The 20558-nt window shown below is 47.6% G+C and carries 18 protein-coding genes and 1 pseudogene; 1 reads left to right on the top strand and 18 read right to left on the bottom strand.

Annotated elements, in window-relative coordinates; genetic code table 11:
• Positions 1-207: 207 nt before the first annotated feature.
• The 18 genes and pseudogenes from ACH10T_RS02190 to ACH10T_RS02105 all read right to left on the bottom strand — a co-directional run bounded on the left by ACH10T_RS02190 (position 208) and on the right by ACH10T_RS02105 (position 19505).
• Positions 208-1692, bottom strand: coding sequence for a vanadium-dependent haloperoxidase (locus ACH10T_RS02190; RefSeq protein WP_394807698.1), 1485 nt, complete (start codon positions 1690-1692; stop codon positions 208-210).
• Between the two features lie 213 nt (positions 1693-1905).
• Positions 1906-2454 (bottom strand): inorganic diphosphatase, encoded by a 549-nt coding sequence (gene ppa / locus ACH10T_RS02185; protein WP_394807697.1) that lies wholly within the window; start codon positions 2452-2454, stop codon positions 1906-1908.
• A 125-nt stretch (positions 2455-2579) separates the two neighbouring features.
• Entirely contained in the window at positions 2580-3173 is a 594-nt protein-coding gene (locus tag ACH10T_RS02180) for an AAA family ATPase (RefSeq protein ID WP_394807696.1), read from the bottom strand.
• Positions 3170-3586 carry a hypothetical protein gene (locus ACH10T_RS02175; protein WP_394807695.1) on the bottom strand — a complete coding sequence of 139 codons (417 nt, stop codon included), beginning with the start codon at positions 3584-3586 and terminating at the stop codon, positions 3170-3172. Before ACH10T_RS02175 ends, ACH10T_RS02180 begins: the two co-directional genes overlap by 4 nt.
• Positions 3587-3655: 69 nt before the next feature.
• Positions 3656-5851 carry a bifunctional 23S rRNA (guanine(2069)-N(7))-methyltransferase RlmK/23S rRNA (guanine(2445)-N(2))-methyltransferase RlmL gene (rlmKL, locus tag ACH10T_RS02170; RefSeq protein ID WP_394807694.1) on the bottom strand — a complete coding sequence of 732 codons (2196 nt, stop codon included), beginning with the start codon at positions 5849-5851 and terminating at the stop codon, positions 3656-3658.
• Between the two features lie 80 nt (positions 5852-5931).
• Positions 5932-6144: an RNA-binding S4 domain-containing protein gene (locus tag ACH10T_RS02165; RefSeq protein WP_013967076.1), complete on the bottom strand. Its 213-nt coding sequence runs from the start codon at positions 6142-6144 to the stop codon at positions 5932-5934.
• Positions 6141-6386 carry a VF530 family DNA-binding protein gene (locus ACH10T_RS02160; protein WP_394807700.1) on the bottom strand — a complete coding sequence of 82 codons (246 nt, stop codon included), beginning with the start codon at positions 6384-6386 and terminating at the stop codon, positions 6141-6143. The genes ACH10T_RS02165 and ACH10T_RS02160 overlap by 4 nt, the downstream gene beginning before the upstream one ends.
• A gap of 99 nt (positions 6387-6485) precedes the next feature.
• Positions 6486-6854: pseudogene (cas5c, locus tag ACH10T_RS02155) on the bottom strand (type I-C CRISPR-associated protein Cas5c); the annotation flags it as partial.
• Positions 6855-6973: 119 nt separating this feature from the next.
• Positions 6974-9295 carry a CRISPR-associated helicase Cas3' gene (cas3, locus tag ACH10T_RS02150; protein ID WP_394807693.1) on the bottom strand — a complete coding sequence of 774 codons (2322 nt, stop codon included), beginning with the start codon at positions 9293-9295 and terminating at the stop codon, positions 6974-6976.
• Between the two features lie 38 nt (positions 9296-9333).
• Positions 9334-9636: an HIRAN domain-containing protein gene (locus ACH10T_RS02145; RefSeq protein WP_394807692.1), complete on the bottom strand. Its 303-nt coding sequence runs from the start codon at positions 9634-9636 to the stop codon at positions 9334-9336.
• A 348-nt stretch (positions 9637-9984) separates the two neighbouring features.
• Positions 9985-11436 (bottom strand): YecA family protein, encoded by a 1452-nt coding sequence (locus ACH10T_RS02140; RefSeq protein ID WP_394807691.1) that lies wholly within the window; start codon positions 11434-11436, stop codon positions 9985-9987.
• A gap of 104 nt (positions 11437-11540) precedes the next feature.
• The gene (locus ACH10T_RS02135; protein ID WP_394807690.1) at positions 11541-12209 is read right to left on the bottom strand and encodes an NADPH-dependent FMN reductase; all 669 of its coding nucleotides are present in this window, start codon (positions 12207-12209) and stop codon (positions 11541-11543) included.
• 81 nt (positions 12210-12290) lie between these two features.
• Positions 12291-12806 carry a hypothetical protein gene (locus tag ACH10T_RS02130; protein WP_394807689.1) on the bottom strand — a complete coding sequence of 172 codons (516 nt, stop codon included), beginning with the start codon at positions 12804-12806 and terminating at the stop codon, positions 12291-12293.
• 429 nt (positions 12807-13235) lie between these two features.
• Positions 13236-14675, bottom strand: a complete 1440-nt coding sequence (gene mgtE / locus ACH10T_RS02125; protein WP_394807688.1) for a magnesium transporter — start codon at positions 14673-14675, stop codon at positions 13236-13238.
• 332 nt (positions 14676-15007) lie between these two features.
• Positions 15008-15826, bottom strand: coding sequence for a shikimate dehydrogenase (gene aroE / locus ACH10T_RS02120; RefSeq protein WP_394807687.1), 819 nt, complete (start codon positions 15824-15826; stop codon positions 15008-15010).
• A gap of 60 nt (positions 15827-15886) precedes the next feature.
• The gene (locus tag ACH10T_RS02115; RefSeq protein ID WP_394807686.1) at positions 15887-16804 is read right to left on the bottom strand and encodes an energy transducer TonB; all 918 of its coding nucleotides are present in this window, start codon (positions 16802-16804) and stop codon (positions 15887-15889) included.
• Positions 16805-16898: 94 nt separating this feature from the next.
• Positions 16899-18755 carry a ribonuclease catalytic domain-containing protein gene (locus tag ACH10T_RS02110; protein WP_394807685.1) on the bottom strand — a complete coding sequence of 619 codons (1857 nt, stop codon included), beginning with the start codon at positions 18753-18755 and terminating at the stop codon, positions 16899-16901.
• Positions 18756-19040: 285 nt separating this feature from the next.
• Positions 19041-19505, bottom strand: coding sequence for a DUF721 domain-containing protein (locus tag ACH10T_RS02105; protein WP_394807684.1), 465 nt, complete (start codon positions 19503-19505; stop codon positions 19041-19043).
• A 35-nt stretch (positions 19506-19540) separates the two neighbouring features.
• Here ACH10T_RS02105 and ACH10T_RS02100 point away from each other — a divergent pair, with 35 nt between their 5' ends.
• Entirely contained in the window at positions 19541-20458 is a 918-nt protein-coding gene (locus ACH10T_RS02100; RefSeq protein WP_394807683.1) for a M23 family metallopeptidase, read from the top strand.
• Positions 20459-20558: the final 100 nt, after the last annotated feature.

The raw sequence follows: 20558 nt of genomic DNA, 5'->3' as shown, positions 1-20558 counted from the left end.
AATCCAAATTTCGTCACAACACTTTGTTGCTCACAAAAAATGTTTCCTTACATATCAATTATATGCTGCGTCACCATTTTTTGCTCGCGCCTCGTTTTATTTAGAACTTTGAATTTTTAGAAGTGCCCTAAACGCTATTATATGCAGGGATTTTTTAGATGCCGCAAAGATCTTCGTGTTTCGTTGCCGAATCACGAAGATTTGGGATTACGATATTTTTGAAGCGGCAATCGTTGCAGGACTTACACCCAGTTTAAGTGCAATTTCATTGGCAATTTTTGCACCTAACCAAACACCACCAGTTTTACCTAACTCACTGGGGGACGAAGGAACACCAAATTCATCGCCCGTATTTGCTAAATTACGTTTCGTAATGCCATCGAACTCCCAGTGAACGCCTAAGTACACACGACTTACCGAGTTGTCAATGATTGCCTGCCACAGGCTATCATAACCAAGTGTTATGTGTTCACGCGGCTGCAGCGTTATGGGATCTTTGTTGCGACCGTCAAATTCATCCGATACGAAATCAAAGCGTACATCGTCAACTCCATTGCCACTTGGATCAAATGTTGCGACCCCTTTTTCTACCAGAAAGAGCCGCAATAGCTGAAACGCTGCGGCACCAAACGTTGCATGCCCAGAAGGATATGCCGGAAAATTTGGAGTTAAAGAGTATCCAGTTCCATTTGTGTCAGGACGGCCGAGCGGCTCCCAGTCCGGATCTGCAACACCATTCCCAGGTACTGCATTACGAATTCCTACAATTGGGCGCCACATCATATGTGTTGGTGCATATTTGTAGTGCCATGCATCTATTCCCGCATCAGCCATAGCGATGGCAATGCCTGCTATGATCGCCAACTCATCTTCAGAGTTTAACGAGCCGGGATTCTTAGCTTCAATCGCGTCTAATACCGTCAATACAACCTGAAGATATAGACGAGGTGGCGTGCCAAGCTCCATTGGGCCATCATAGCCCCATGCGATACCAGTAATTTCTTCCGGGAGAGTGCGAGTGCCGGGCATCCAGTTAGAGCCACCTTTATCGACAACTTTCGCGAAATCGGCCGCGTAATGCGCAGTAGGGTTCACTGTTGCCGCGGATACACGTCCCGGGGGAGGTGGAAAACCAGTAACCCTCGTGGCAAGTAGGGGCGTCGCCATTCCCCAGTGTCCGCCTGCATAGCCTTGCATAGATTCTTTTGGCGGTAACATATGGGAGTATGCGGCTCCAGTAGAAGTGTATTGACCAGCCGCAGCATTAACCGGATCGTTCATCCCGCTTTGATGAACTAACGTGCCAAAATCGCGCCCCGCCCGTTCAGCAAGACTGCCAGCCGAACCCAATCCAAAGTAATCGAGCCAACGGAGCCAAGCTGGTTCCAGAAGATGTGCTTGGTTCGGATATCGCAATCTGAGAACTTGTGCGCATGCGGCCGCACCTGCAGTATCCGCATCTGCTGGATTGATAGCCAGTAGAGTTGCAGGAGCGGGAATACTTAGCAACACTGGGCGGCTGAAAACATATGCTCTGGCATCGTTGAGTGCCGCCAACGCCATACCAATCGCCCGAGCGGATAAAAACGGACCTCTTTGATCCCCAGGACTTAGTGCCGATGTATGGTCTCGGCGTATACATTCCATACTCATATCGCACCAGAAGCGTAATTTACCTGTAGCAGTAGTCATTTTAAGGTACCTCCAGAAAAAATTATTAGAATTCTTCGATCACATGGATACACAAAAATGAGTATCTTCCATATGTTATGTTGTAAAGATTCTTACAATTTTATTTAAACATACTCCGACCAAACTACCTTGTGACTTTTGTCACTCTACCCATAGTTTTTCAACGGCCTGCTAGAAATAACTTACCAGAAAGGCGCAACCAAAAGTCATGATCTAGAACATGGGTTTATTGATCGTTGAATTAAAGCGCTGTATCCCGGAAAGAATTTCTGACTTTGCTGATTCAACGCCATCCCATCCCTGGATTTTTACCCATTTGCCTTCTTCCAAATCTTTATAGTGCGCGAAAAAATGAGCAATTTGAGATCGAACTAATTCTGGTAAATCTTCGCTGGAGTTGATGTCTTGATAAAGATTACATAATTTATTGATTGGCACGGCTAGCAATTTAGCATCCTCTCCGGCCTCATCGGACATCCGGAGCATCCCGAGCGGCCGGCAGCGTACGACAACACCGGTGATCAGCGGTACGGGCGATATCACCAAAACATCCACAGGGTCGCCATCGTCGGATAAAGTGTGCGGAATATACCCATAGTTGCAGGGATAATGCATACAAGTTGACATGAATCGATCAACAAACATTGCACCTGTTTCTTTATCGACCTCATATTTGATGGGGTCAGCATTCATTGGAATTTCAATGATGACATTGAAGTCATTGGGAATGTCAGATCCCGAACCAACACGATCAAGATTCATGTTACCTCCTTAAAATTAGCATTAAAGTATAGTGATAAGTATCAACTCTGTGCTGCTTTCGGAAGAAGTCCGATTTATTTGAATTCCAGATACATTATCCTAGAAGCTGCAGCATCGCGCGTATTTTATTTTTCCACAAAATAATCTGCCAGTAATTCTTTGGCCCAATCGGGTAGGGCATGTTGCAGAACATTAATCTGATCGCTACGGATAACAGCAACTTGCTGAAAAGGATCATCTGCGCGTGAATTATCCAGAATATAAACCCGATCGCATAACGGCAGTGTTTGTTTGATAAGTTTTAGCACTCTTGGAATCCGGTTAACCACTTTTTCATCCGGAACATAATGCCCGCCTTCGCTAACGCGTTGCGCTACGCGTGCCTGATTGAGTGAAACATCACTCAAGTGGATAAACACCAAAATGATTTCATAGCCGAGCGTTTTTGCTTGTGCGACAAAATCTATTTTTGAGGGATGCGAGAACACGGTTTCAAAACAAAAGCTGCGTCCTTCCCGCAATAATTGTGATCGCATCTGTCCCACCAAAATTGCCGCATCATAACTATGCGATTCCGGGGCATGCGGATAAAGCAGTTTGGCCACGATATCGGCATTAACAAACGGCATGCCCATTGGTGCCAGCCGCGTGCGATAGAAAGTGCTTTTACCCGCACCATTTCCACCGGACAGTACCCAAAGTTGTTTTTTTGTACTCAAGCTGCTGTTTCATTTATTTCGATAAATACACCACCCTGAAATTTTCCAGTTTTAATTGCGCTATCCGGATTAATTTGCTCCAGATAACCGGGGTGCGTTACTGAGGCTTGATACTTTAACGGGCTGCTTGTCACCGTTTGCGGGAGTATTCCGCTCGCACGCTCAGCTTCCAGCGACTGAAATACTTCGCCGGGATCAATCGGTTCACTATGAACGGGTTCAATCCTGATTTTCGCCAACCCTGCTGAAATCGACAGCAGGTCGTCCGGGTCCAATAGCTTGGACACATTGCACCCAATTTCCGCCCAATATTCAATTTGCTCAGCCGTGCTACGATGAAACCGTTCTCCCGTCAGTGCTGCGGCCTGCATCAAATCTTCCTGCAAGCGGATCGGAGAAGCTGACTTTGCCATGGTTTTACCTCATTGAGGAATAGTAATCGTCGTATTGTAGCAGTCTGCTACAAAATTCGCCATGATCGCTCAGTGAGAAATTCTCCAGCAATAATGAATCTTGGCATCGCGGGCGAAATCCTCCGGTATCATTTTTGCGCTGATGTCTTCAATCACCCAATCACTGAGCGCCTCCTTGTCCATTTTGAAACGGCGGAAATTGGTCGAGAAATACAAGTTTCCGCCCGGTGCCAGCAAGGTGGCGGCGTTGCGGATTAATTGCACGTGATCTTTCTGGATGTCGAAAGCTTCGTCCATTTTCTTGGAGTTCGAGAAAGTAGGCGGGTCGAGGAAGATCAAATCGAACTGCGGCTTGGGTTTTGCACCGGCTTGCTCGACCAGCCATTGCGCACAATTGGCGCGCACCAGCTTGTGATCGCCGCGGATGTCATTGAGGACGAAATTTCGTCTGGCCCAATCCAAATACGTGTTGGACATATCCACTGTGACGCTCGCCGTTGCACCGCCGATCGCCGCATGTACCGTGGCGCTTCCGGTGTAGGCGAATAAATTCAGGAAGCGCTTGCCTTTGACTTGCTGCTGGATCAGCAAACGCAACGGCCGGTGATCGAGAAACAGGCCAGTGTCCAGATAGTCTTCGAAATTTACCCAGAACTTGCAGCCGCCTTCTTCCACGACATGAAAGCGGCGGGAATCGCCTTGTTTCTCGTATTGGTCGGTGCTTTTCTGCTTGCGGCGTATTTTTAGAAAAACTTGATCGGGAGAAATTTCCAGCACTTTGGGTATCTCCGCCATGATTCCGGCCAGGCGCAGATTGGCCTTGGCGGGATCGATCGTTTTTGGCGACTCGTATTCCTGCACGTTGACCCAGGTTTGCTCGCCTTGATACACATCCACGGCCACCGCATATTCGGGCAGGTCGGCGTCGTACAGGCGGTAGCAATGAATCTGATTTTGTTTGGCCCACTTGGTCAGTTTTTTTAGATTCTTGCGCAAGCGGTTGGCGAACATTTCCGCTTGGCTGTCAACTTGCCCGGATTGCGCGCGGCGGCTGATGTGTTCGATGCGCTCCTGTTGCGATTTGGCTTTTGGCTCAAAGAAAGCTTTTTCCTCGATGGTGAAGCGCAATAATTTGCACTCCAATGCGCCATTGAACAGAGTGATCGGCTTTTGCGAACGGATGCCCAATCGGAAACCCAGTTCCGGATTGCCGATGATCATCGCCGCCTGCCAACCGGCGAAACGCTGTTTCAATACTTCACCAAACTGACGGTAGAGTAATGCGGCTTGCTCTTCATCGCCAAGCCGCTCGCCATACGGCGGATTGCAGACAATCAGCCCTTTTGCCCAGCTTCCCGCTGCGGAAGCATCGGCAATGTCACGTTTCTCGATGTGGATTTTGCCTGACAGCCCGGCGTTTTCGACATGCTGCAACGCGGCGGCGACAGTACGGCGATCCTGGTCGAAACCGACGATCACCGGCAATTTACTCAAGCCAATCTCGCGGCGCTGCTGCGCATCGCCCCAAACGCTTTGCCAGAGCGCGGCGTCGTGCTGTTTCCAGCCGAGAAAACCGAAATAATCGCGCTGCAATCCCGGCGCGATATCCCCGGCGATCAGCGCGCCTTCCACCAGCAGCGTACCGGAGCCGCACATCGGATCGAGCAGCGAGCCGCCTTGCGCGGCAATTTCCGGCCAACCGGCACGCAGTAAAATGGCCGCTGCCAAATTCTCCTTGATCGGCGCGTCAATGCTGATTTCCCGGTAACCACGCTTATGCGAACTCTCGCCGGATAAATCCAGGCTCAACTGCGCGGTGTCGTTGTGCAGGTAGACGTTGACGCGGATGCTGGGGCGCTCGGTATCGACATTGGGGCGGCTGCCAAACTTGGCGCGCATTTGATCGACGATGGCATCTTTTACTTTGAGCGCGCCGAAATGCGTGTTGTTGATCGCTGGATTATTTTTGCTGTTAAACGATACCGCCAGGCTGTCGTCAGCGTTCAGATGCTCAGACCAATCGATGCATTGAATGCCATCATAGAGATCTTGCTGGGATTTAACCTCGAAGCTGCTGAGCAATAATAGAATGCGGCTGGTAGTGCGCAACCATAAGCAGGCATGATACGCCATCGCCAGATCGCCTTGAAAAGCCACCCCGGCCATTTTTTGCTGCACGTTTTGCCCGCCGAGCGCTTGGATTTCATTGGCGAGTATGCCTTCCATCGCTTTCGGCGTGGTGGCGAAGAGTTGGTATTGCGTCATGATTCGCGGCCGTGGTTTGAATAACGGCGTAGGATACTCGAATGTGCTGCCACCGCGCTGGCTTTTTTGAATCGGATGGCTCAGGGAGTTACGGTGATTTGCTCTCGGGCATATTCCACCACTTGGCCATTGCGGATCTTGCAGGTTTTGCGCAACTCAACCTGACCGTCCACCTTGACCTTACCCTTGGCGATCACCACCTTGGCCGCGCCGCCGCTCCCGCACAGGCCGGTGATCTTCAGCAGATCATTCAATGCGATCGTGTCGTGGCCTTTAAGACTGAATTCACTCATGATTTACCTTGTTTCAATTGGATGTAGAGGGCTTCGACTTTCTCTCTGGCCCAGGGCGTCTTGCGCAGAAATTTTAAACTGGACTTGATGCTGGGATCTTGCTTGAAGCAATTGATAGCTACCCTTTTGGCTAATCCCTCCCAGCCATACTGCGCATGCAGCTCGGTCAACAGCGCTTCCAAGGTAACGCCTTGCAAGGGGTTTTTGGTTTGCGGGTGCTTGTTACTTTCGGGGCCGGGCATAGTTGCAGAGTGAATTGTTAACTGGGTTGTATTATACGTGGTGCATCCGCTCGGGTATGAAGCATTTGTTTCAATCCTCGCCCGACCGTGAGGCCGGGCGCTACCGCATAGCTCAAACCCTGCGTGAATACGATAGGCAACATCGCGTAGAAACAATCCAGCGCGTTGCTGGCGTTCATCCTCAATATAAAGACCCAAATCACCACTGCCGCTGTTCATGGCAGCCTGCACATTGCGCGATGAGACCACTGCTCCTACCTCGTTACGCCGCAAAGTAATCCATTTAATCGGCTTCAGCACCTCGATTTTGGTCACTTGCCAGCGAATAGCAGGTTTCCACAGGATAGCTTCGAACACGGCGCGGGCAGCAGATGGTGTTATTACGTCATAGCTGACACGTTCCACTTTCATTTCTGGACGAGTGAAGCAGGCGAAATCGCCGGTAACTTCCAAGCAGAATGTCTTCATTTTTTTCTTCCCTAACTCCAAACATTTCAGTTTAGTCGTTCCCGTGAAAACGAGAACCCAGTCAATTAAAGTGCTGGATTCCCGCCTTCGCGGGAATGACGGAGTTTCACAGCTTTCCTTTATACAATCAGTTCATCTGGGGCTATGTTGCTATCAATCACTACACCCAGCGATTTATCGTAAAGCTTGTTGCCCACTTGTACAAGAATGCCCGGAAGTTTCTTACATTCCTGGACATCTCCCTGATTCTCGAGTTGAGCAGATATACGCTTGGGTATATTTACCGAGTAACGTTGCAGCTCACGCATCAATTGGCGATGCGGACCTTCTATTTCCAATCTATCAAGCAATTCATGGCTGTCACCATAGCGCACCAATATGGTCTGATAAGCACTGTCATCTATCAATCTGAATTTTTCAGCGACAGTACGAAATTGAATCTGGCATTCGTGAGCGTCTTGCGTGAGTAATTCGTGAATGCCGTGCTTATCAAGCGAGGGTGCGCGTACATAGAGATGCTCGAAAAACTGCTTGGCAAGATCACGTCCTAATATATTACTTGTATTTTTCGACAGTAGACTCACTGAGATTTGTGCTGCTTGCCGCAACAAGCCGGGTGGTGCTAGTTTCGGTGGCACAAAAACTACGACTCGCCCCAAGTTATCTTGTTTGCCTTCGCGATTGCAACGTCCCGCTGCCTGAGCAATCGAATCCAATCCGGCCAGCGCGCGATATACCACTGAAAAATCCACATCTACACCGGCTTCCACCAGTTGGGTACTAATGACGCGGACGGGTTCGTTACGCTTTAAACGTGCCTTGATATCGGCAATCACTTCGCTGCGATGCTCGCCGCACATTAGTGCGGAAAGGTGCAATGTATCTTTTCCTTCCTCATTGGATGTCATTAGGCGATGCAGTTCGCGTGCGTCGTCCCGGCGGCTGACGATACATAATACAGATGGATACTGAAGCAGTTCTGCCGCGACACTTTCCCAATCGCGGGGTGTTTGTAAGTCGTTAGGTATACTGACTTCGACACGCTTCAGTTTTTGATACAGAGAATCTGGATCATCCATGATTTCGCGCACATTATCCAATCCGCGAAATGGATTGTTGCCAAAAGATTGGAACGAGCCAAGCGCAGGCTGGGTAGCGGTGGAAAGCACGAATGTCACTCCATAATGATTTGCTAATTGATTCATTACATCGACAATCGGTTGTAAAAACTCCGGCGGTAGTAACTGTGCTTCATCCAACACCACTACACTGTTGACGATATTATGTAGCTTGCGGCAACGACTGGTACGAGCAGCAAACAGGGATTCAAAAAACTGCACGTTGGTGGTAACGATGATGGGTGCATCCCAGTTCTCGGTTGCCAGACGGGAACGTGCATCTTCTTTGTTTGGATCAAGATTAGCATGATGCTCAACCACATTGTCGTCGAATATCTCGCGGAATATACCCGCTGTTTGTTCGATGATGCTGGTGTAGGGAATAACGTATATGATGCGTTGTTTTTTGTGTTGCACAGCATGCCGTAAAGCGAAAGCCATGCCAGACAAAGTTTTGCCGCCTCCAGTAGGTACGGTGAGCGAGAACAATCCGGGATCCAGCGCAGATTTTTCACTGCACTGGCGCAGAATATCGGCACGGATGACGTTGACTGGCGTAGCGGCTACGGCTACGGATTTTTTTGCCATGTATCGATCGAAGTCAGTCAGCAAACTGGTCAAATCACGATAACCACTACGGGTAGCTACTTTATCGCCATCCATGAAAGCTTCGGTATCCAAAAAATCCGCATCCACCAGGCAGGAGAACAACATGCGTAACCATAGATGCAATCCATCCGCTCCACCGCGCGGTTTGGTGGAAGGACTCGCTTGTGTCAGAATTTCCTGCGGAATGACTTGTGTTGGTATGCGATCAAGTAGGTAATTCTGTTCTGCTCCCAATCGAATCGAAAGGGCCTTACCTCCTGTTTCTGCCGAATACCAGTCAGCCAATCCGGCATGATGTCCGGCAATCAGGTATGCAAGAATGCGCCCATGCACACCGAGGTGCCGAATTGCATGAATGGCTCCGGCTGTAGAGTGATCCACTCTTCCTGGAGCCCCTTCAATATGGGCCTCAGCATCGTAACCACTGGCTTTTTTGATGTATTCCTGAAATTCAGCACTATACTTGCCTAAATCGTGCCAAAGACCGGCTATCCTTGCCCAGTCTGCGCTATCGAATGTTTCTGCAGCTTCTCCTGCGCGCCTGGCTACTTCATTTAAGTGCTCATTCAGCGCATGTTCCTCCCAGTTACCGTTTTTATCCTGACGAACGTGAGCAAGAATAGTAGTTTTGTTATCTTTCGTTTCCATATTCACAACAATTCCTTCATTTCGCACAACATCAGTAACAAACGCCAAAGCCGCAGGCATATCCATTTTGATAAAAACATGGGCCTTCCTACAACACTACCCGTTTACGCCCGCCATTGCACTTCCACCATGATTCGATCCCAAGGATTATTACTTTTTTTCAGCCCCACAATCAAAGCCGATAATTTTTCTCCACGATCCAGCAGTTGCGAAACAGCGGCATTGTCCATCCGGGGAATATAGCCGAGCTGATGGCCTTGCCAGTCTATGCGGACTGCGCGGTCATCGTAGGGATTGCCGGGTTCGCGCACGAGCGTGACAAACTGACCGGCATCCAGTTGCGGCCAAAGCGTTTCGCCCTGGTAATGCTGGAATCTGGACCCGGTGAGATTTGCAAGGTTTTCCATCTCACCGGGTCCGGCTTGGTATGTGCAATTGCGGGCAGGGAGAATCCGCTGAGCAATGCTGTGAGTGATTTCAGGAATACGCGTCGTGACATCATGCCTCCTTATAGAAACAATTTACAGGGCATCTCTAAAAATCCAAATTTCGTCACAACACTTTGTTGCTCGAAAGAAATGTTTCCTTACATATCATACCTATGCTGTGTAACCATTTTTTTCTCGTGCCTCGTTTTGATATGAATAACTACATCGCTTCTTCGAAAAATCCCTTGTGAAACCAATATTATGCGTGATCATCGTGTGAATTCATGCAATATCCGGGCTAAATTTTTACAATTAGTTTTTCTGTGATCAATCAGTTGCCTGCAACCCTAACCGCTTGCGCAGTTCGGCGAAGATGGATGGGTCAACCGGTGGATTGGAATTTAAACTTCTCAGTTCAAAATCCCGGACTAGCGCCTCGACCATTTCCCGGCCATTCTTGGTTTTTATGGCTTGTAAAGGCGTCTTGCCACCCAGGATGGGAAGTTTTTCTTTCGGCCATTGGTGGTAATGCTCCCGTATGAATTCCATGACCTGTTCCTGCATTTCCGGGCTGTTGTTCAGTTCTTCCAGTTCCTCCCTGTGCTGCCGGGAACGCGCCGTTTCGCCTTCATTCTCTGCCTGTGCGAGCATGGACTGTGGCGATTCGATCACACTGGTTTTGTAGCGCGCTTCCGGATGTAATTTTTTGATTAGTTGTTGGAATTTATGCGCGCGTTCTTCTGAATTGACTTCAACCGTAAGCTGATGATTTTTGATTTTGATTTGACCTAGTACCGTATTGTCCCAGGATTTGTGCCTTGCATTGCTCTTTTTCAACCACGGAAACTCGATGCTATAGAGTTCACCGTTCGCGTCAAACCTGGCATCTTCCAGCAATTCGTCTTCCGTGCTGTTGGTGCAGAGTGGTTTAAGCGCCGCGAAAGTTGCCTGCGGGGATGGAATGTCATAAATGAGTTTTTGAAATACCATTGGGTCGCCGTCGGTATTGCTTAATTCCGGCATGGGTGGGTTATGCAGCTCGTCGTAGACTTCGTGATAAATCGCGAGCATTTCAAATTCATATTCATTGAGCAATGCTTGTGTTGGCGGATTTTCCAGCTCATAGATCTCCTGCCGCAGCTCAAGGATGGAAAATTTCTCGATGGGCGGGAGAAAAGTCGGTGCGCTGGCTTCCAGTATCGCGACATGATCCACTTTTACCAGTTTGCCAAATACAATCTGTCCGGCTTGCGCGTGTACCGAACCGGAATGTTCGGTGACATAACATTCTGTATCCGTCAAAATATCGCGCAAAACAAACCCATCACCAGGACGCACGGAGACGATATCGTAGAAACTGAATGGCGCCACACAGCATTGCTCGATATAGCGTTTTAATAGCGGTTCGAGTTGCTTGGCATATTTATCAAGAAACGCTTGGCCCGTTGTGCGTTCATCCTGATCATTTTCATCAATGCCGGAGAATTCAGGATGCCAGTTATAGAAGAACCAGGGCATGAATAACTGCATGTGCGGTGTATGCGGATCAAATTCCTCCTCGCTCCATAAAGTGAAATCCTCCCAGGCTTCCAACACGGCTTCCGGTCCGAAATGTTTCGCAGAGAATTTGAGTAATTTCTCAGGCAATCCTTTAATTACATGGCGTAGTTGATGCCACAAGAAATCTTCAGCTTGTGGCACTTCTTGTGCCTGTAAACAACACTGTTTGTATTTTTTCCCGCTGCCACAAAGGCAGGGATCGTTGCGCCCAGGTTTCATTTTTTCCTCTTTAAAGAATCTCTAATCAACTGTCATTTTGAGCATAGCGAGAAATCTATTGTATTACCAAGATTACTCATGTTGCTCGGAATGATTAAAATGAGTTACTCAGAGTTTTCTGAGGGGGAATTTCTTTGCGAGGGATCTCTTTTGAATGCTGGCGCCAGTTTGTGCGGGTCGACTTCGTTCCGCTGATTTTTGGCGGCGGATGCCCACCAGGTAAGTTGCGTGAAGGTTCTGGAAAAATAGCTCATCCATTTTTCCGCATCGATCTGTTCGAGAGAATTTCCGTCTTCCGCGAGCACTTCATGCGCTTTGGGAATATGAATCATCGCTGAAACCGGCAAGCAACCCAGCTCCGATAGAAAAGACCGCATGCCTACCGCTGCTCTGACACCACCCCATTGCCCCGCCGAGTAAGTGACAATCGCGCTGGGTTTATACGAAAACAACGAGCTGCCGAAGTGGTTGAGCAAATGCGCCAAAGCCGGGCTCACTGAATGATTGTATTCGGGACTCACCATGACATAACCATCCGCTGCTGCGATCTTTTCCGCTAAGGATTGGAGCTGAGCGGGCGCTTTGCCTTGCGCGTAAGCAAAATGCGGTTTGAATATGGGTTCAAGATCGAAATCCAGCGGATCAATCAGTTCTGCTGAAACGTCGTCTTGATGCATTTGCGCCAAACAGGCTCTTGCGACTCTAAGGCCCAGCCGGGGAGGGTTGGAGGGTGAGCTGTCCCGCACTGTTCCAAGGAAGATTAGGAATTTCATCGATATTCTATGAAAAATTGGAATAACACCCTAGTTAACGGGTGGCAATGCGAAGCATTGATGTCCCTGTTGAACACCGAGTTAAGTGCCTCGCTCCCACATTGGCTTGAGTTCTTTGCCCATAACCAAGGTGTGAAGATTGCACATAGCCTCGTGAATCTTAGCAGTGGCTTCGAGTATGTCTTGAACTCGAACAACTTCGACTTTTGTTTTAAGTGAACCTCGGGCAGAGGCAAAGCCAATTGTTACTTCGCCTTTCTCTGGGTTCATGACCAAGCCATTGTGTGCATACTTGTTTCTCGCTTTCTGTGCGGTCTCGATACTCGCAATAACCTTCTTGTACCCGGCTAGCGCCGGGTTGCTTGGCAGAAGCTGCTCACACAACGAATTGATGATATCTATGCGCTGCTGAAAGTTTGAATGTGCGACAAGGATTACAGCTCGATAGTCAAGTGCCCCCTTGTAGCCAGCCAGCTTGCTGATCGCGATGTTCACTGCCGACTCAAGCGCCCCCCATACGCATGTCATTCGCCCTAACTCCAGCATGAAAGGGTTTGGGGAAGGCCAGTCATCGGCAAAATCGTGTCGATTTTTCATAGTTTGCGGCGTCCCGTCTCGAACGACGGGTTAGGTATTCTCACTTGGTATTGCGCCTGTAGTTTTAAGAGTGAATTCGGGTACGCGGGTGTCGTTCCATTTACGCATTAAGTGGCCACAAACTGCGCAATTAAAAAAGTCACTGTCTTTTGCAGGTAGTCGATAAATTTTCATGGAATAAACAGAACCGCAATTTTCGCATGTTGCATCAGCATCTTTCCCACTCATCCAAGTTTGAATCATTACTTTTTCCTCAAGAAATGAAAGTAATTTTAAATGCCTAACGTGATGTATACGACACGATTTGTCCAATAATACTTAGCAGGTACCGTGCGGTCATGGTTAATAATCGATATCTTGTTGTTAAAACTTATTAAAGTTTATCGTAATCAGACAAATTGTTTCAGCAAATACGTCATCACTGCCAGCTTACAGCAAAAAGATAGTAGCCAGACTCAGAAAAATAAAGAATCCGCCACTATCTGTGACCGCAGTAATCATCACGCTGGAGCCGATGGCTGGGTCGCGGCCGAATTTGCGTAGGGTCAGCGGGATCAGCACACCGAGCAGCGCTGCCAGCAGCAGATTCAGCACCAGCGCCAAGGTCATGACCAGACCGAGTTCGGCGTTCTGGTAAATGGCGAAGGTAAACAGGCCGACGATGGTTCCCCAGAGCAGGCCGTTGACGATACTGACGCCGACTTCTTTGGTGATTAATTTCCAGGCGCTGCTGGTGCTGATTTGATCCAGCGCTAGCGCGCGCACGATCATGGTGATGGTTTGATTGCCTGAGTTGCCGCCAATGCCGGCGATAATCGGCATCAGCGCGGCGAGTGCGACCAGTTTCTCGATGGAGTCTTCAAACAGGCCGATGACGCGGGAAGCGATGAAAGCGGTGACCAGGTTGACGGCCAGCCAGACCCAGCGGTTTTTAACGCTCTTTAAGATCGGCGCAAAAAGATCTTCCTCTTCGCTCAAACCGGCCAGGTTCAATGCCTCGTTTTCGGCTTTGTCGCGGATGAAATCGATGACGGTGTTGACGGTGACGCGGCCCAGCAGTTTTTCGTTTTCATCCACCACGGAAGCGGAAACCAGATCGTAACGCTCGAACGCATTGGCGGCTTGTTGCGCGACATCATCCGGTTGCAATTTGATTATTTCGTTGGTCATGACATCGGCAACCAAGGTATCCGGATCGCTGACCAGCAAGCGGTTAATCAGTAATACGCCTTTTAACTGTTCATCTCTGTCGACCACGAAGAGTTGGTCGGTATGATCCGGCATTTCGTCCCACATGCGTAAATAACGCAAAACCACTTCCAGCCGGATATCTTCACGAATCGTGATGACATCGAAATCCATTAAGGCACCGACGGAATCCTCCGGGTACGACATGGCGGAACGCAGTTGTTCGCGCTCTTCCACGGGGAGCGAGCGGAAAACATCATCCATCACTTCCTGCGGCAAATCGGGCGCAAGATCGGCGATCTCGTCGGCATCCAGATATTCCGTCGCCGCGACCAATTCCTGATTGTGCATGTCGGTGATCAGTGTGGCACGCACGGCATCGGAAGTTTCCAGCAAGACTTCTCCGTCCCGGTCCGATTTGACCATGCTCCAGATTAACAACCGGTCTTCCAGCGGCAGCGCTTCGAGGATCAGCGCGATGTCAGCGGGATGGAGCTGATCCAAAAAGGCCTGCAACTCGGACAGATTTTGTTTTTGTACCGTGGATTCAGCCAGCGATTCTTCCGGCGCATCCTGCAAATTCACCAATCCTTCGACCAGTTTGTATTTGCGCAGCAGGTAAGTTGCCTGTTGTTGGGGGGTTGGTGAATTTTCCGGGTCGTTGGTGTCGTTTTCGGTCATAACGGATTGTCGCTTGCAAGGCAGTTTGTATTAGTGAGTAAGTCCAGCGCGTTTATACGCTGAACAGTTTGCAGTTTGATGACCGGAAAGTATAACCCTCAGTACGATACCAATACCATTAAATTATCCGATGAATGGAGAAATCATTTAGGGAGTGTCTGAATAACTGTCATTTCGAGCATAGCGAGAAATCTATACTGTAAATTCCCAAAGATTCCTCACTACGTTCGGAATGACAAAGGCGGGTTATTCAGAGACTGCTTCAAGTAGTTTGATGGAATTTCTACAGAATTGCTTTTAATTGGAGAAGCATCTGCCCGTGCAAAATATATTCAGATGTGAGATTTCAGCATGGCAATCACCGGTTTTGTCTGGGGCCGGATGCCGCGCCATAAAAAGAAAGATTCTGCCGCTTGTTCCACCAGCATGCCGATACCGTCGGCTATCTGGTGCGTGCCATTTTGTTGTGCGAATTTGAGAAAGCGCGTGGGCTCCTGGCGATACATCATATCGTAGGCGAGGATAGCCTGCGCAAAAACACCGGCGGGTAATTCGGGTAGCGCATCGTGCAGGCTGGCGGAAGTGGCATTGATGATGATGTCAAAGTGCCCATCGGCAAAATGCATAAAATCGACCGCGACGCTATTGCCATAAGCACTAAACTGTTCCTGCAGTGCCGCTGCTTTTGCGGGAGTGCGGTTAGCAATTGCCAGCAGCGAGGGGTTTTGTTGCAGCAGCGGCAGGATGACGCCCCGTGCGGCGCCGCCAGCACCTAGCAGTAATATACGTTTTTCTGCGATGGGAATTCCCAGATTGCATTCGATGTCACGGACTAATCCCGCGCCATCGGTGTTATCACCGAGAATTTTATCGTTTTCGAATTTAAGTGTATTGACCGCCTGCGCGATGGTTGCCCGTTCCGTTAAACGGGTGGCCAGCCGGTAAGCTTCGAGCTTGAATGGCACAGTAACATTCATGCCTTTGCCGCCGTGCTGGCGGAAGTTTTCTACAGTTGCCTCGAAACCATCCAGTGGCGCCAGCAGTGCGTCATACTGCATGGATTGTTCTGTTTGTTGCGCAAAGGTTTTGTGGATCAGGGGTGATTTGCTATGTGAAATGGGGTTGCCAATCACGGCATAAGAATCGAGCATGGACGGAGAAGTACTTGGTTAAGTTGGAATTAAGAACCGTTTCCGGTTGCCCATGAATAACTATTGACTCAGCAGCATATCCGAAGCGGCAAAGACCCAGGTGCGGGTAATATGCAGGATATCCGTATCCTGACTGATATCCGGTGGAAAAGGGGAAAATCCATTTTGTCCGGCAAGTTTTACAATATTGATGGCGGCATCATCCAGGATTTTCTCTCCGGATGAGCGATTGATTTCAATCGACTCCACGCTGCCATCCGACCGGATACTGACGGTAAGCTGTAAGTTGCCATAGAGTTTATCTTTTCTGGCGGCTTCGGGGTAATTCAAATTGCCGATGCGCTCGACTTTCATGCGCCAATCCTCGACATAGCGTGCAAATCGGTATTCTTTGGTGCGCGCGCCGACAAATTTGCGTTTCGGGCGCTTTTGATAGCTATCATGATCTTGATCAATTTGCGCTCGGAGACGGACGATATCAAGACTACGGAGCAATAACTCAGCCGGATCTGTTGTGACTTGTTTGCTTTCGGCTTCGTTCTTGTGTTCGCTGGGTTGTTCGATTTGCGGGATATCGCTGACCGCAGCCATCAGCTTCTTGGCTTCCTGTTCCAGTTGCTTAACTTTTTGTTGCGCTACGTTGTTATTGGTCACTGGCTTGCTTTTAGGCAGTACCGGAAAGGGTGTTTTTGCCCGTCGATCGGCGTCCGTATTGCCACCACCGTCCAGATTATCTTGCGCAAGCAATTCGGTTTCTTTCGGTTTGGTCAGTGTCTTGTTGTTAACCAGAACAACTTCCAGGGATGACGCAATTTTGTCGAATTTCGGTTGCGGGAACTGAAAAGTCACTCCCAAAAGAATGATGACATGCAGTAACATGGAAGCAACCATCGCTGCAACCATGCGATTGGTTGGGGAAGATAGATAACCGCCCAGCGTTGCTGGTATGGTTTTGTGTATTTGAATAGTAACAGCCAAAGGGTTAAACCTTGAAAATTAAGTCCGACAGACTCCTAGCTCATGCAATTATATTATTTTAGGAAACAGATTCATCATAAATTTGGAGAATAGCTTATGCATCCTGTTTTTGCAGGAATTCTGCGTGCAAGTTACGCTCAAGCAGATCTACCTCAGATAATTTAAGTTTGACGTAAGTATTAGGCGCCATTTCAGGTAGCGAAGGTACTCGTGTGACGAATGGAATATGATCAAATTTCACTAAATTTTCTTTAATGACCTGTGCGTTAATGATTTGAATTTTTTCCTGTAGTAACCAGCGTAAACACCAATAACGTTCCATCGCACGCTGGAATTCGCTATAAATCCCATAGGCTGTTTCAAAGTCTCGCATCGCGATTAAAAGACTAGTGCTCTCTTTGGTATAGTGTGGTGGCTTAGCGCGCAGCATGGCAATGAGTTGCCGCTGATTAATCAGATCAACATAACGTCGCATGGGGGAGCTGCTCCATGCGTATTGCGAGACACCTAGTCCTTGGTGAGGGGCTGGAGATGTGCTCATCTTGACCTTGCCATTGGCTTGACTGCGGAAGATGCCGGTAATGCCCGCGTCGGTCAATTGTTTTCCCCACTCCGTATTGACATAAATCATCAGCTCAGACACGACTTTATCAATGGGTGATCCGCGCCGGCGTTCGCTGATTGTGATGTGGTCATTGTTGATTTCAAAACTATAATCAATTTTGTCATTATTCGTATCACTTGCTTTGCCGCGTTGATTTTCCATCTTGCAGGAAAATTTCCACAGCAGGCTCAATTCCTTGCTAAAGGTGTGTTCAAAATCGCCTTTGCTTAATGTGGCTTCATTGAAATACGGTTCGAGTGAATTGTGACGTAAATTTGCTGCAATTTTTATTTTCTCAATCCGGCTTTCTGTGCTTTTGACGGTAAAATCATCCGATACATCAAGATATAAGGAAAGCACAGGGCACAACCGGTTTTCTGCTAATGTGAAGTGATTGATGGTGACATCCGGCAGCATGGTGATTTTGTTTCCGGGCAGATAAACCGTCGATAGGCGCGATGAAGCGGCTTTATCGAGTGTTGACTCGGGAACGATTCCCAGCGCTGGCGCCGCAATATGGATACCGATGCGGAAACTGCCAAATGCTAAGGGTGTGACAGAAAAAGCATCATCAATTTCTGTTGTTGAGGCATCGTCGATACTGAATGCAGTCACATCTGCGATGGGTAAATCGGAAAAATCGTTAGATGCTTGATGCGACTCGAGTTCACCAAAGTCGATGCCTTCAGGAAAATATTCCCAGATAAATTGATTGAAATGGTAATCGTGTGAGGATGGAATGGCGCCACACTTTTCCATCAATTTCACAACGGTGAGTTTTTTTTCTGTACAGACTGTTTCGAGTGCTTTCCACTCAACCGAGTTTTTATCGGGTTTGTAGAGTAAATTAGGTGTACGCGGTTTAAATTCCTCTGGTAGCAAAAACTGATTTAATTGTTCCACATAACAGGCTTGCTGCGCTGCTTGCAGGCGTTTTTTTTCCTGACCAGCTAAAGCCGCTTTAAGTGCATCCGGTGGCGCAGCTTTGTAGCGTCCATGCCCTTTTTTATAGAAATACATCGGCGCGTTCTGCAGCAGGAGCAAAGTGGCAGCAGCTTCAATCGGGCTGGGTGTATGGCCAAAGTAATCGGCTGCCAGGGTATCGCTGGAAAACTCTGTATCCTGTGTGCAGCATTCCCAGAGAAAATCCGGATCCAATTCATCGGCTATTTTTTGCACATGATTCATGAATTCGGATAACGGCGGCGCATCAAATCGAAATAGCACTGACGTTGCTTTAATCTTTGAACGTTTGCCATGCACAGCCTCTATTTGTAACGAGGTATTGTTGTCAGCCAGTATCGTGCCTACCTTAAAGGTTCCAGTTTCTTCGTAAAAAACATTCATAAGATTGCTTTTATCATTACGGTAGGGCAATTAGAGCAGGACTGTATCGGGAGAGATTGAGCCATCATCGGAAAATTAAAGGTTTTGACATACAATTCATAAAAGTTTTTTGTAATGTATAAACCTGATCAACAATTCTGCATTATATACGAGACGCTTGCTAAAGATAAAAAGCAGTAGACAATTGTTGCCAAAAATAGTGCCAGCTTATTTCAAGGAACCGGCTGGAACTGCTGACAGGACTTCAGAGTGCTGCGGTTATTTAAAAAGAGGAAGTGATGAGATTTAATCGTTTTTGTGTTTTTTTATAAATGATTGGATAGTGTTTTTTAGCTCGGAATCAGGCAGTGTGGTGGCTAATTGACTTAAACAATCTTTTCCGGTCTGACTCAATTTTAATTTTTCCTTGGTATATCCTTTATCTGCGAGTGTTTCGGTGTTTTTCCCAAAGTTATGTGCTTGCACCAAAATTTGAATTGAAGTAACTTCCCATCCTAGTTCCTGTAGCTTGAGCAACATCGAAGGTGAAATTTGCTTTAGTTTTGAAGCAATAGCACCATTTTCAGCCATTATTGTCAGCTTGCCATTCGATGTTCGACTCAGGGTGCAATGCTGCGCTAGTTGCACGGGAACAAGTTTGGAGAAGATTAATTGATCTGCATATAATCGATGAGCTAAAGAGAATAAGTTTTCATATTCAGGTGTCTTGCCCAGAAGATTAAGATAAGAATTAACTTTATAAGAGGTCATGTGGTTATTTAAAAAATATCCAATGAATAAAAAATATGAATATTATTTTTATTTCTGATAAATCAGAACGAGCGAGAAAGATAACATTAACTAGGCTACACATTACATTATTAATAAGTGCTTTTCTATTTGTTATCGTAACTTTAGCACTGAGTTTAAACTTTGTTTCACTGCGCTACGCTGATCGGATCGATACGCCAGTTTTAAGAGCGGTATTAGTCAATCCTCAAGAGGAAAGACATCAAAAAATTCAAACCCATTTGCAAGATAATTTAAATATAATGGCCATTAAGTTGGGCCAAATGCAGGCGCAATTATTAAGTTTAGACGCACTGGGTGAGCGTTTGGCAGAATCTTCCGGTATCAAGTCGCGAGATTTCTTATTTAATGCAGTGCCGGGGCAAGGTGGCGCACGGACTGATCATTCGTCTGAAGAATTAACGTTTACTGAATTTAATCATAAGCTCCAGGAATTATCGGATATGTTGGATGAAAGGACAGATAAACTGGGTGCATTAGACTCTTTATTGCGGCATGACCGATTAACAAAATATGTTCTGCCCTCTGAAATGCCAGTTGAAACAGATTGGTATTCTTCTGGCTATGGATACCGAATTGATCCATTTACGGGAAAGAGAGCGTTTCACGAAGGCGTGGATTTTTCTGCTGAGATAGGCACGCCGATAAAAGCAGCAGCCGGTGGCGTGGTGGTCTTTTCAGATCGACATCCGGAATATGGTAATATGATTGAGATTGATCATGGAGATAATTTGGTGAGTCGTTATGCACACGCGTCGAAACGTTTGGTAGAACTGGGACAAGTCGTATTGCAGGGGCAGAAGATAGCTGAAGTGGGCAATACCGGGCGCTCTACAGGCGCGCATCTGCATTTCGAGATTAGACATAGAGACAAACCGCTTAATCCATCCAAGTTTCTGAAAAAAAATAGCTAAACCGAATTTAAGGAAATGCTGATTATTCGTGCATGAATCTTTATTGTTGAGTAATCTTCAGTTCATCGTTGCACATCTTAAATATTGAGTAGCCTTCGGC

The organism is Nitrosomonas sp., assembly GCF_043753625.1.
Taxonomy (GTDB): domain Bacteria; phylum Pseudomonadota; class Gammaproteobacteria; order Burkholderiales; family Nitrosomonadaceae; genus Nitrosomonas.
The sequence above is the reverse complement of the archived record's forward strand: the minus strand, read 5'-3'. Positions and strand labels throughout refer to the sequence as shown.

Coding starts and splice junctions, on each gene's coding strand:
- ACH10T_RS02165 (WP_013967076.1), bottom strand. CDS start 6,144: ATGAGTGAATTCAGTCTTAAAGGCCACGACACGATCGCATTGAATGAT.
- ACH10T_RS02110 (WP_394807685.1), bottom strand. CDS start 18,755: ATGAATGTTTTTTACGAAGAAACTGGAACCTTTAAGGTAGGCACGATA.
- ACH10T_RS02145 (WP_394807692.1), bottom strand. CDS start 9,636: ATGGAAAACCTTGCAAATCTCACCGGGTCCAGATTCCAGCATTACCAG.
- rlmKL (WP_394807694.1), bottom strand. CDS start 5,851: ATGACGCAATACCAACTCTTCGCCACCACGCCGAAAGCGATGGAAGGC.
- ACH10T_RS02100 (WP_394807683.1), top strand. CDS start 19,541: ATGAATATTATTTTTATTTCTGATAAATCAGAACGAGCGAGAAAGATA.
- ppa (WP_394807697.1), bottom strand. CDS start 2,454: ATGAATCTTGATCGTGTTGGTTCGGGATCTGACATTCCCAATGACTTC.
- ACH10T_RS02190 (WP_394807698.1), bottom strand. CDS start 1,692: ATGACTACTGCTACAGGTAAATTACGCTTCTGGTGCGATATGAGTATG.
- ACH10T_RS02140 (WP_394807691.1), bottom strand. CDS start 11,436: ATGAAACCTGGGCGCAACGATCCCTGCCTTTGTGGCAGCGGGAAAAAA.
- ACH10T_RS02105 (WP_394807684.1), bottom strand. CDS start 19,505: ATGACCTCTTATAAAGTTAATTCTTATCTTAATCTTCTGGGCAAGACA.
- aroE (WP_394807687.1), bottom strand. CDS start 15,826: ATGCTCGATTCTTATGCCGTGATTGGCAACCCCATTTCACATAGCAAA.
- ACH10T_RS02160 (WP_394807700.1), bottom strand. CDS start 6,386: ATGCCCGGCCCCGAAAGTAACAAGCACCCGCAAACCAAAAACCCCTTG.
- ACH10T_RS02135 (WP_394807690.1), bottom strand. CDS start 12,209: ATGAAATTCCTAATCTTCCTTGGAACAGTGCGGGACAGCTCACCCTCC.
- mgtE (WP_394807688.1), bottom strand. CDS start 14,675: ATGACCGAAAACGACACCAACGACCCGGAAAATTCACCAACCCCCCAA.
- ACH10T_RS02130 (WP_394807689.1), bottom strand. CDS start 12,806: ATGAAAAATCGACACGATTTTGCCGATGACTGGCCTTCCCCAAACCCT.
- cas3 (WP_394807693.1), bottom strand. CDS start 9,295: ATGGATATGCCTGCGGCTTTGGCGTTTGTTACTGATGTTGTGCGAAAT.
- ACH10T_RS02175 (WP_394807695.1), bottom strand. CDS start 3,586: ATGGCAAAGTCAGCTTCTCCGATCCGCTTGCAGGAAGATTTGATGCAG.